Origin of the sequence: Lactiplantibacillus sp. ME-2 (genome assembly GCF_022549155.1) — a bacterium.
In the GTDB taxonomy this organism is placed as follows: Bacteria; Bacillota; Bacilli; order Lactobacillales; family Lactobacillaceae; genus Lactiplantibacillus; species Lactiplantibacillus plantarum.
This window is the reverse complement of record NZ_JAKZEQ010000030.1, coordinates 13,966-26,128: the sequence shown is the minus strand read 5'-3', so window position 1 is coordinate 26,128 and position 12,163 is coordinate 13,966. Positions and strand designations below refer to the sequence as shown.

At 44.6% G+C, this 12,163-nt stretch carries 11 protein-coding genes and 1 pseudogene; all 12 read right to left on the bottom strand.

Annotated features, from left to right (window positions below):
- Positions 1–71 precede the first annotated feature (71 nt).
- The 12 genes and pseudogenes from MMY95_RS11165 to uvrC all read right to left on the bottom strand — a co-directional run bounded on the left by MMY95_RS11165 (position 72) and on the right by uvrC (position 12,051).
- A complete protein-coding gene (locus tag MMY95_RS11165) occupies positions 72–1,523 on the bottom strand; it encodes a polysaccharide biosynthesis C-terminal domain-containing protein (protein ID WP_202861046.1) in 1,452 nt (483 codons plus the stop codon).
- Between the two features lie 79 nt (positions 1,524–1,602).
- Entirely contained in the window at positions 1,603–2,571 is a 969-nt protein-coding gene (locus MMY95_RS11160) for a glycosyltransferase (RefSeq protein WP_003645648.1), read from the bottom strand.
- Positions 2,556–3,830 carry a hypothetical protein gene (locus tag MMY95_RS11155; protein ID WP_053267820.1) on the bottom strand — a complete coding sequence of 425 codons (1,275 nt, stop codon included), beginning with the start codon at positions 3,828–3,830 and terminating at the stop codon, positions 2,556–2,558. Before MMY95_RS11155 ends, MMY95_RS11160 begins: the two co-directional genes overlap by 16 nt.
- A pseudogene (locus MMY95_RS11150) lies at positions 3,827–4,856 on the bottom strand (glycosyltransferase). Before MMY95_RS11150 ends, MMY95_RS11155 begins: the two are co-directional and overlap by 4 nt.
- A 15-nt stretch (positions 4,857–4,871) precedes the next feature.
- Complete coding sequence (locus MMY95_RS11145; RefSeq protein WP_241277645.1) at positions 4,872–5,963, bottom strand: glycosyltransferase family 4 protein; 1,092 nt, start codon at positions 5,961–5,963, stop codon at positions 4,872–4,874.
- Complete coding sequence (locus tag MMY95_RS11140) at positions 5,963–6,628, bottom strand: sugar transferase (RefSeq protein WP_003640784.1); 666 nt, start codon at positions 6,626–6,628, stop codon at positions 5,963–5,965. Before MMY95_RS11140 ends, MMY95_RS11145 begins: the two co-directional genes overlap by 1 nt.
- Positions 6,615–7,556 (bottom strand): NAD-dependent epimerase/dehydratase family protein, encoded by a 942-nt coding sequence (locus MMY95_RS11135; protein WP_003640785.1) that lies wholly within the window; start codon positions 7,554–7,556, stop codon positions 6,615–6,617. The genes MMY95_RS11140 and MMY95_RS11135 overlap by 14 nt, the downstream gene beginning before the upstream one ends.
- 15 nt (positions 7,557–7,571) lie before the next feature.
- Positions 7,572–8,351 carry a CpsB/CapC family capsule biosynthesis tyrosine phosphatase gene (locus MMY95_RS11130; protein ID WP_003644575.1) on the bottom strand — a complete coding sequence of 260 codons (780 nt, stop codon included), beginning with the start codon at positions 8,349–8,351 and terminating at the stop codon, positions 7,572–7,574.
- Positions 8,332–9,039, bottom strand: a complete 708-nt coding sequence (locus MMY95_RS11125) for a CpsD/CapB family tyrosine-protein kinase (RefSeq protein WP_015640554.1) — start codon at positions 9,037–9,039, stop codon at positions 8,332–8,334. Before MMY95_RS11125 ends, MMY95_RS11130 begins: the two co-directional genes overlap by 20 nt.
- A 17-nt stretch (positions 9,040–9,056) precedes the next feature.
- Positions 9,057–9,254: a hypothetical protein gene (locus MMY95_RS11120; RefSeq protein WP_225870351.1), complete on the bottom strand. Its 198-nt coding sequence runs from the start codon at positions 9,252–9,254 to the stop codon at positions 9,057–9,059.
- A 2-nt stretch (positions 9,255–9,256) separates the two neighbouring features.
- Positions 9,257–9,814: a Wzz/FepE/Etk N-terminal domain-containing protein gene (locus MMY95_RS11115; RefSeq protein ID WP_016527126.1), complete on the bottom strand. Its 558-nt coding sequence runs from the start codon at positions 9,812–9,814 to the stop codon at positions 9,257–9,259.
- A gap of 422 nt (positions 9,815–10,236) precedes the next feature.
- On the bottom strand, positions 10,237–12,051 hold the full coding sequence (gene uvrC / locus MMY95_RS11110; protein ID WP_003640789.1) for an excinuclease ABC subunit UvrC: 1,815 nt from the start codon (positions 12,049–12,051) through the stop codon (positions 10,237–10,239).
- Positions 12,052–12,163: the final 112 nt, after the last annotated feature.

Below are 12,163 nucleotides of genomic sequence, written 5' to 3'. Positions count from 1 at the left end.
GCTGTCGTCTTTTTGATTAGTCACTACTTATAGCTGGTCAGTCACACCGGCACCACCCTACTTCGATTCGGCTAGATTGGTTTTCGCACACGTAGCATTTGGTTAACAATGGTCATTAAATAATCACGCTTGCTAAATCCGACGACGGCCGTTATCAAAATCAATAGATAACGGAGTATAACACTGTGATAGCCTCCTAAAAATAGAAAGCCAACCGCCAAAAAAGTGAGCGTAATCAGCCCCAGTATCTTGCGATCATATGGAAGCGTGCCAAGTTTTTCGCGACAGATTCGATTCATAAACCAATAATGAACAACCGCATACATCACATAGCAAATTAATGTTGTATATCCCGCCACCTCGTATCCTAAAATTGGAATCAACCAATAATTTAGCGCCACATTCAATACTGCGCCAATAACACTGGCAATCATGATTAAAGATGTCCGTTCATAATAGAACTCAAACTTTGCAAATAAATCAAAAGCAAAAATGAAAAAGACGCTCATTGCGATTGGTGGAACGATCCAGGTCGCCTTAGCATACGCTCGTGGTGCGAATATCGAAACGATTTCGGGCGCAAATGCAATCAATAGCAGGTTGACAACCGCAATTAAAACTAAGGCACCGTAAGCGACACCCGCAATATCGGCCACCCGTCGATCCTTGATTTTTTGATATATCCACGGACTCAGCGTTTGCGACAATGCAACGTTAAATAAAATCATGATTTGTGAAAGTGAGTACGCCAAACTATAAATGCCCGCACTTTTCGTATTTACCATGTTCGCAATCATAATCCGGTCAGCACTACTCAGAACGATTTGTGAAAGATAATGTGGGGCCAACGGGATGTTGAACATTAATGCGTGACGCCAAAAATAGCGCGAGAAAAACGTTTTGCCACGATACATTTGCACAAAAAACAAGCCCGTATAGCCTACCAGTTCCACTAATGCTAGCCCTAAAAATCGAGCCGTCACTTTATCATTCGCATACACAACGAGCAATACGCCTACTAACGGTTTGGCGATTGCAACCAGCAAGGTCACCATCACCAATGATTTGTATTGCAAGGCAACTCGGCGCTCACCAGCCCAAAAATTAAAAACTGACGAGGTCCATACCATTAGAAGCATCGCCAACATCTGCGTCGTCGTTAAAGAAAAGACACTATTCCAAAAATCACGAAAGCCAAGATAAACTAGTGTCCATGCTAATACCAACACAACCGTTAATCCTTGTAATTCAGCCGAATATCGACGTCGATCATGGCTGAATTTGATGAGACCTTGAGTATAAACGCCGTAGCACAGATTTAGTGAGACGATGATCGTGACGATAGTCAGCCAGGAGTACAGCACATTAAATTGACCATACTCGGAAGTAGACATTATTCTGGTAAAAATGGGCGTTGCGATTATTGAAATGCTCTTTTCAAAAAAAGCACAGACTAAGAACCAAAGTGAGGCCTTAACTTGCTTTGGCAAATGCCGATATTTATTTCTAATACTGACTAACATAAATTCCTTTCTCATAGATCTGAACTGAGCATCACATCCCGTGCTTACTAATAACAAATCTCATAAGCACCGCACACGTTCAATCACTTGGTTGTTGTCGATACCGGCGCCCATTTACCGACCAAATCGTTCTTAAACGTAAATAGTTGATCACATAGTAACAATTATCTGGGGATGTCACCATTGCGCGGACTAACGCAGCCAGGGCCTGACCAAGTTTTCGTTTGCGCATACTGGCCATCGCCATCGTAAAATATTTTTGCCCACGATTAAACGTACTTTGGGCACGGACGTCATTTATTTTGTCTGTTAACGCCGACATCCCGCGGCCGAAACTGTCTGCTCCCGTCCGTTTACGTTCCGCATACAATTGTTGAATATAGCGCGATACCAGATACGTTTTCCACGCGTCGCTGGTCATACTATTACCGCGTAACCGATAGTTCAACACTCGGCGGTTAATTGACCCGATTTTGAATCCATTAGCAAGCAGCCGCAGCCAGAGATCATAGTCCTCAGCCGTTGGTAATAAACGGTAACCACCGACTTGTTGGACGGCCGTTTTCCGCATTAAAACGGTGGGATGAATAATTGTCGAACCATAGGGCAGGATTTTTTGAATTAGTGGTTCAGCCTCGGGAATGGCCGATTTTTCACCGACAACCTCATCCTGCTCATCAAGATAAGCAATATTTCCGGAAATTAAATCCAAATCGCGCGTTTTTAGCGCCTCTAATTCCACTTCGAGCCGATTAGTGACAGAAATATCATCCGCATCCATCCGCGCAATCAACTCATTACTTGCTAGCTCAATCGCCTTATTGAGACTAGCGGCCAGGCCGAGGTTTTCTGGATTGCACACTAGTTTGATCATTTCCACACGGCAATCGTAATCCATTAACAAGTCTTTTAAATCACTCCGTTCTGGATTATCCAGTACGATCACAAACTCCCTCGGCAAATAGGTTTGCTTCAAAATCGAGTCAACCGCTTGCTGGACTTGCTCAGGTCGTTCATTATATACACTCATAATTACGCTGATTGCCATTTTTTCTCCTCAATCTTCAATTCAGTTGAAAGTAAATACCCCAAGAATATTATTGCCGTCAGTACCATGCCGCTGCGCGCAACCTCACCTTTATAATTTGCGATTAGTAGAACTACGCCAAAGGCTAGAAAGATTTTACTATCACGAACAACCTTTCCAGACTTTTTGTGGCAAGCCGTCAACGAGGCTATAATCGTACCGTACAGTAGCGCCATGTAAATGATGCCCCCCATAAATAAGTCATTAATAAAGCCAATGTCGGACGTTCCGAACCAAATATTGCTGGCATTGCCACCATATACGCGAACGCCATAACCAAACACCCAGTCTAAAAGCTGACTCGGAAACATCAAGAACGAGCCCGTCAGTTGTTCGTAATTGCCCTGCTTACTACCTTCAAAGACGAGTGCAAACGTATCTTCGAAGCCACTGACGATCCAGGTATACGTATCAGGTTGGATGGATTGCAAAAACGCTAAACCCAATATGATAAAGGTCACACTCAATATGATAATCAACACAACTTGAAACAGCCCTCGAACACTGGACAGCATTCGTTTGACCAGCATCAAGGCAAAACCAAAAGCCAGCGTGATCAAGCCAGTTCGGCCGTTTAATACGATAATAAAGACACAAAATGGCAGGAACCAATAATACTTTTTGCCAAGGTTCATTCCCATATATATCGCAACTAGTCCCATCAGACTATGGTAGATTGGTGTAAAAAATGTGTAGTCACTGCTGATTCCATACAAACGTTCACCATAAATAAACTGATTCTGAATAATACCGGTGGCTGTTTTTGCTAAAATCGCAGCGCGAATACCCGAACTTGCCAGCATGACCAAAGCAAACAAGCATTGAACAACCACCATCCATAGCATCCAGGTCAAGACCGTTTCACTTGTCACGTTAAAATACTTACGAAGAACTTCTAGCCATAACACTAAGGCAAGGACATTCAAAATAATCACAACATTTTGAAACACCCGGGGATCAGTTCCTGCCAGCTTCGCTCTGAACGCAAAGTAAATCACTGATAGCATCACACCAATCACAAAAATGTGCAGCCGATTAATAGCAATCGATAAGCCCTTTGGCGACAATAGCAAGACGCAACCACCAGTAATCCCCAGTGTAACAATCAGGGGCACATAACTACTGCTCCAAAAGTTGGGTTGGTAAATCAGGTAAAATCCGGCAATCAATAGTCCTAGTCTTAAGAATGGCCCACCAATCTGACGATTTACTGCAGTCATCGTTCCATTACTCCTTTATAAACTTGCTGGATCCGCTGAATGAATTGCCTTTGTTCATAGTCACTAAAATCGACCGCTGCTATTTTAGCCTTGGTTTCCTGATAAAATTTCCCATCCGAAAAGAGACGTGTCAGTACTGCCAATAATTCAGCATCACTCGCATAAACCAGGCCATTTACCCTTGCGGCCGTTTGAGAGATGCCCCCAATGCGGGGGGGCAAACGGAATCGCACCCAATAAGGCTGCCTCGACCATGGTCAATCCAAACGCGTCTGATTTGGACGTCGACAGCACAACTTTTGCATGCCGCATGTATTTGTAAGGGTTACTTTTAAACCCTAACCACCGTATTTGCGGGGTGGCTGCAATCTGTTTAGCGATGTGTGCGCTCAAGCTACCATCGCCGACAATCCCAATCTTTAGTTCAGGGATTGCGTCTAATAATTTATGCGCAATTCTCACAAATCTTGCGGGATCTTTAACATCTTCCAACCGTCCCACGAATAACAGGTCAAATGCAGTGGTTGTACTGGCAGTAGCCAGTTGGCAAATCCGTGAACTGTCGATTCCATTGGGAATAATCGCCGTATTGGTTAAATGTTTGTGGAAGCGATACGATTCTTTAGCCCAATCTGAAACATATAAGACTCGTGAGCTCTTGTTGCCAATATATTGAAACGCCAAACTTTTCCAGTTCACACTAGTCTGCCATATCGGGGCTTGATGGATATGGGTGATAATTGGCACATGGTGAAAAAGCAGGTTGACCAAAAAACTCGCTTTGAAATCGTGTGCGTGAATAATATCTGGCTGGAGTGCCAGAATAGCTCGCCGAAATTTAAAAAGCTGTTTCGGCGAAAAACTTTGATACGCGATTCCGACAGCTTGCAAGCTTTCTTGTATCGATCCTGATTGTGAGCAGTAGGTGAAATCATAGGATCCACTCAAACCCCTACTGATATTAATGACCACCTGCTCAGCACCACCTAATTTGGCGGAAAACAAGACATGAACAATTTTTGTCATCGACAATCGTCCCTTCTAGGCCAAGCAACGCAAATAGTACGCCTGCGTTTGTTCGAGCATCTCATGCTCAGTATAGTGACGTTGATACATTTGATAGGAATTAGTCTTGACCTCGGCGATCTTTTTCGATTGATAGAGTGTCAGAATTTTTTCAGCAATCTGGCGCGCATCATTGGTGACCAAAAAGCCATTATGATCAATCAATTCCTGAATGCCCCCAACATTCGACGCAATAATCGGCAGACCTTGGGCTAAGGCTTCCACTAAACTGATTGGGAGTGCTTCATAATCAGAAATCAGCACCCCAACGTCCGTTTGAGAATAATATTTTTGTACATTATCCACCACCCCATAAAAGTTCACTTTACCATCCAGATTCAACTGGTGCGTTAGCGTTTTACAGGCTTCAATCGAAGGGCCGTCACCCAGAAAATGACACACGATTGGTAGATTTTCCGGCAAGTATGTCAATGCTTGAATCAGGATATCCTGCCGTTTTGGTGTATCAAAGCGTGCCGCCATTGATAGTACAAAGACCTCGGAACTGGTCGCCTTGTTTGCGCCCGTTAATGCTGTCACGCCATTATGGATAACACGAGCAGGATGAGCACTAGTAATCACACCACTTTGGACACCCAAATCATAATCAAACTGCGAGACACAGATGTAAGCCGTTGTCAGGCGACTTAATGCTTTTTCAATAGTTTTCATCAATAGCTGCCGTTTCTTCCCGACACCAGGAGTAAAGCCCCAGCCATGGACCGTAAAAATGACTTTCATTGGCAATCTAATCGTGGCGAGCCTCCCAATCATACCAGCCTTCGAAGAATGCAAATGAATAATATCTGGCTGCCAATTTTTTACTAATTTCCTTAACGTGTAGATTGCTTTCAAATCACTCAGCGGTGCAATCGGATGTACCAGGCTGGCAACTCTGACAACTTGCACGTCTTGAAATTCTTTCGCGACGCTTGCACTCAGGCGTCCTTCAACGCCGTATACTAAGGAAACGGCATTGCCACGCATCACTTGCGCTTTGATCAAACTATATAGATGCGCCTGGGCCCCACCCCAAGTCGCTTGAGTAATGATGTAAACAATCTTCACTACCGCGCACCATCCCCGGAAATAATCACCCTAACCGTTCCCATCAGCATCTTGATATCAAACCAAATCGAAAAGTGCTCAATGTAATAGTTATCGTACTGACACTTGGCACCCGGTGTAATATCATAGCCACCATTGATCTGCGCATAGCCGGTAATGCCAGGAATGATTCGTAGCCGTTTCGGAAAATCAGGATAGCGTTCACTGAATTGTTCGGTTAGTTCTGGCCGTTCCGGGCGAGGTCCGACCAAACTCATATCGCCCTTCAAAACATTCCAAAATTGTGGTAACTCATCGATCCGAGTTTTGCGCATCCAGCGTCCAACCGGCGTCACCCGAGGATCATTTTTTTGTGCCCAGATCGCACCCGTCTGCGCCTCAGCGTCCTGATACATTGATCGCAGCTTAATCACGTCAAAGGTCGTCCCCATCCAACCGACTCGCGCCTGCTTGTAGAAAACGGGACCGTCAGAAGTCAACTTGATAAGTATGGCAAACACAATTACGATGGGAACGCTGAGCAGTGTGCCCAATAAGCCGACTGCTAGATCGAAACACCGCTTTAGATCCATCTTCCAGCCGGTGACCGGAACACCAATTTTGCTAATAAATTCACAGTGTTGTTCGTCAGCCACGATTGATTCATTAATCTCAACTTCGTGCATGCTCACATTCCCCTTCCCAGTACTTGGTTAATCCTCTTCTCAACGGCCACTCTGATTCATAATTTAAGCGTGCCAACTTGCCAATACTTGCAACTGAATGATCAACTTCACCACCCCGCTGCTCGGCCCGTTTGATTTCAAGTTGTTGACCAGCAATCTCTTGATACATCTGAATAATGCCATTTAAACTAGTTTCTAAGCCATTGGCAATATTGATCACTTCATGTTGCACTTGATGTTCTGTAATCAACCATAATGCCTTGATAACATCACTTACATATACAAAATCACGGGTCTGCGTTCCATCACCGAATAATGTAAATGGTCGCTGTGTTTTCAAACAATCCGTCAAAATCGACAAAACCCCCGAATACGGTGAGCTTGGATTCTGACGCGGTCCATAAACGTTGAAGAACCGCACACAAACGGTCGGCAAATCGTACAACTCACCGTATGCCAATACAAAACGTTCAGTCGCATACTTATCAATAGCATACGGTGACACGGGTGCGACGCGCGAATCCTCGCGTTTTGGTAATTCAGGTAGATTGCCATAAACCGCCGCCGAAGAAGTGAATAGAAATTGCTTAATAGGCAAGCGAATTTGGCGAATATGTTCGAGCAAGTTAAATACCGCGGTATGATTGACAGCATGCGTTTCTGCCGGCCGCTCAATCGAATCCGCCACACTTGCAATCGCTGCCAGAAAATAAATATAGTCTGGCCGTTCGTCTGCTAACAATTGTTGCATGAATTTATCGTCACAGACATCCGCGACGTATATCGTAATCTGTTCCCAATGCTTGATATTGCTGATGGCCCCCATTGACAGATCGTCTACCACCACCACCTCAAAGCCAGATTCAACTAAATGATCAACCAAGTGCGAGCCAATGAACCCCGCACCTCCCGTTACCAATGCCTTCATAACTATTTACCCCTCTCAAAAAAGCCAAAATTTTCGTCGTTGATTTGGTCGCAAGACTTCCCCTAACACTACTGGATCCCCGTTCAGTAGCAGTCTTGCATTCACTGCAAAAGATGCAGGATTGGTACTATCTAACCGTGCTAATGCCTGATAACCTGCCCGCATCATAAATCCTCGTCGTGCCATCAAATGCGCATCTGAAGCAATCACTTGGACCAGCCCGCATTCAACTAATTCCAGCGCTGTACTTTTAACCGCTCGCCCAAATTGCCCAACGAGACTCCCCGCTGTTAGCTGTGCCAAACAGCCCTGCTGCACTAAATCATAGAGCCGCTCTGGTTGTGCCATAATCTGAGCATTTCGCTCTGGATGGGCAATCACCGGAGTCGTCCCTTGCTGTAAGAGCTCAAAGATTACTTGCGCCACGTAATTAGGTACCTGCTCGTGTGGCAACTCTAGTAACAAATAGCGCCGACCAACATCAATTCCTAGCAAGTGCGGCAGAGCTGTCGCCAAATCATCTCGCAAATGGACCTCCTGACCGGCAAAAACGGTCAGTGGAATTTGTTGCCGCTTAAGTTCGGCCTGGAGCTCGGCAACGGCACGCTCGACTACCAGGCCGGTATTCTGATAACGCCGATCTAGATGATGTGGCGTTGCCAAGACGTAATGAATGCCATCAGCCACCGCTTGTCGCGCCATTTCGACTGCCTGAGCAAGCTGCTGGGGGCCGTCATCCAATCCCGGTAATAAGTGACAGTGCAGGTCAATATACTCAGTTGGTCTCAGTCCCATAATAGCCGTACCCATAACCGTGAGTTTTAATGTCCACGTCATTTAAAATAGTCCCGAGTAATTGTGCGCGAGCATTCTTCAAGGCACTCACTGCCTGGCGCACCGCAACTTTTTCGACAAAGTTTTGGCGAACGACTAGGACAGTGCCATCCACTTGACCAGCTAAAATCCGAGCGTCGGTCACGGGCAGTATCGGCGGCGCATCAACAATCACTAAATCTAACTTACGTGTTGCGACCGTTAAAAACTTGGTCATTCTATCGCTGGCTAATAACTCAGCTGGATTGGGTGGTTTAGGTCCACTCGGCATGACAAACAAATGATCAAGTACGGGATAAATGGCTTCGTTCACGTCCGTCAGTTGCCCGCTTAACCATGAACTCACTCCCCGTTGGTTACTGATCGCAAACGTCTGATGAATCGTCGGCCGCCGCAAATCAGCATCGACAAGTAAGACTTGCAGGCCTTTCTTGGCGTATTCCACGGCTAAGTTGCTGCCGACCGTTGATTTTCCCTCGCCCTGAATCGCTGACGTGATCATTAGTGTTTTCAACGGTTTACCGACCATCGCATAGTTAAGATTTGTTCGGATCGTTTTGACTTGCTCAGTTACGACTGACATCGGTGCCGTCAAAGTTGTTAACTGTATGCCGGTATGCATATTCGCTACTCTTCGCCTCAATTTCATAACCGTTCCCCCCTATGTTAAACTCGTTTGACTGCCGCTTTAACAACTGACGTCACCGGCTGTGGTTTAATCGCCGGTTGGTCGTGAGTCGCTGTGACCGGCTGCTGATGATTAATGATTCCTAGACTTGTCAGCATTAATTCATCTGCTAGGTATTCGAGTGTCTGCACCCGCCGATTGGACAAGATTCGGACACTTGCATACACCAATCCCAAAATCAGCCCCCCACGAAACCAATTAGGATATTGATGATTTTTTTAGGCGCTACCGGCTGATCCGGCGTCTCTGCGGGTGCAACGATCGTTACATTATTGACCCTAATAATATGCTGGACCTGATCTTTAAACGTTGCAGCAATTTGGTTCGCAATCATTGCACTAGCTTTCGCATTTTTATCACGAACAACGATTGAAAACACCTGCGAATTGGCCGTACTGGTCACGCTGACCGTTTGCTTAAGCGACTCAAGTGAGCGTCGAATGTCAGTTTCTGCCATTAAAGTCTGCCGTGCCGGCTTCAACACGACTGGTTTTGTAATTAATTCCTTATAAGTCGTAATCATCTGCACATCGGCTTGCTGGCCCGTCAAATCCGCGCCCGCACTACTGTGTTTGCGGTTAACTAATATTTGAACATTGGCTTGATATTCGGGCTGAATGACCCACAAAGTCACCACTGTTGCAATCGTCCCGCCCAAAATCATTAAACTCAATAATACCTTCCAATACTGACGAATGAGTTTAACAATAAAATCAAAGGTTATTACTTGCTCCATTCCACACGCTCCAATATTTCTTGACTGACTTTTATTAAACGATTGACATTATTGTAGAAAACCAGTTGCAAACGACGCAATAGTTTTCACGAATTTTCATGAAACTCATATAAATACAAGCGAATATTCGACAATCTCTAAATTTAAATTGACATTATAGACAATAATGTTATATTTATTGATAGTTACTAATCAAAATAATATAAATCGTATAATTATTTGACTTTATTTTAGCTCGTATTTACCCACAATTATTTCGATTAAATCATCGGTTACTCCAGCAACCAATGTGCTTTTCAACTAATCACAAAATCGACATTTTTACAAATCAATGATGCTTTCAAGCATCAAAAAAGACCACCTAGTTCGTGAAAACTAGATGGTCTTCTTAACATTAATTACATTAGTTAGCCAGATGACAACTATGTGGCGCCCTTTTGATAATGCTTCGGTGTTACACCACCACCGGCTAATGAAAATTTGACAGTTTGTGCAACGTTTTTAGCAATTCCCAGGGACTGAATCTCTTCCAGTGAGGCACCAGCAATTTTACTCATCGATCCAAATTTACGTAATAATTTATTACGCGTCTTCGGCCCAACACCAGGAATCTCATCCAATCGCGAACTCAATGAATGTTTGGTATGCACTTGTCGGTGGAACGTAATCGCAAAGCGGTGCACTTCATCTTGAATCCGTTGTAACAAATAGAATCCTTGACTCTTCGGATCTAGATGTAGATGCTGATCCCCGGCCGAAGCGAGTAAATCCGCCGTCTTATGGTGGTCATTTTTGACCATCGCCGCGACTGGCGTTGCAATCCCTAATTCGTTCTCTAAGACGTCCTTAGCAGCTTCCAGCTGGATCTCGCCACCATCCATCAAAATTAGGTCAGGCAATGCTGCATGCTCCTTCAGTAGCCGTGTATAGCGCCGCCGAATCACTTCACGGGTCGATGCAGCTTCATCAGCATGATCGACCGTCCGCAACTTATATTTCCGATACAATTTTTTATTCGGTTGCCCGTCCGTGAAGACGACCATGGCAGAAACCAAGTCGGCCCCTTGAATATGAGAGTGGTCAAAAGCCTCAATTTTATGACCAGCGGGAATACCTAAAGCATCCGTGATTTCTTGCATCGCCCCCGTCGTCTTGCGCTCATCCAATTCCAACAACCGGAACTTCTCTTCTAAGACGATCCGAGCATTTTTTTGTGCCATGTCTAGCAAATCCTTTTTCTGGCCGCGTTGAGGCGTCCTTACCGGAATTCCGAGAATGTCACTCAGGACCTGCTTATCAAGACCGTTGGGGACTAAAACTTCGCGTGGTAAAACGTTATTTTTACGATTATAAAATTGCAAGATAAAGCTCGTCATTTCTTCAGGTGCAGTTGACACTACTGGAAACAAGCGTTTCTCGCGCTTCATCAACCGCGCTTGCCGAATAAAGAAGACCTGAATCGAAAGCCAGCCTTTATCAAGATAGAAATTAAACAGGTCGCGGGGCGTATTATCGTTTGAAATAATTTTCTGCTTTTCAACCGTCATTTCAATATAATTCAGTTGATCACGTAATTCAGCGGCTCGTTCAAATTCTAGGTCAGCGGCCGCTTGATCCATTCGTTTAGTTAACTGCTTCTTGACCGTTTCAACGTGACCATTCAAAAAGGATTTAATCCGCTTGATCTGAGCGTCATATTCTGCCACCGGCACCGTTTTAAAGCAAGCTCCCAAGCATTGGCCCATATGATAATAGAGGCACGGCCGCTTCTGGAAACCATGGCAACGCCGCAACGGATAGACCTTCTGGATAAAATTGACCGTTTCCTGGGCCGCGTAAACGTTGGGATATGGCCCAAAGTAGTAGCCACCGTCTTTACGAACATCACTGACGATCAGAATCTGGGGGTCTCGTTCATTGGTAATCTTAATGTACGGATAACCGGTTCCCTTTTTTAATTTAATATTAAAATACGGTTGATGTTTTTGAATTAACGTAATTTCTAGCAGGAAGGCTTCCTTATCTGTTGAGGTCACAATAAACTCAAAATCCGCAATTTCTGATACTAACCGCGCGGTCTTACCAGTATGGCTGCTTTTGAAATATGAACGCACTCGATTTTTCAAGTTCTTGGCCTTACCCACATAAATGATCTGACTGTTTAAGTTCTTCATCAGATAACATCCTGGTAAGTCTGGTAACAAGGATAACTTATGTTCAATATGCGCGGATGCCATAACACACCTTCCCTTCATTTAGATTAGCATTATTAGTATACCGCCTGCTAGCATGGGGCTCAACCAAACAGCCCGGAAATATGATTTTTATTATGACCGACTATTCATCACT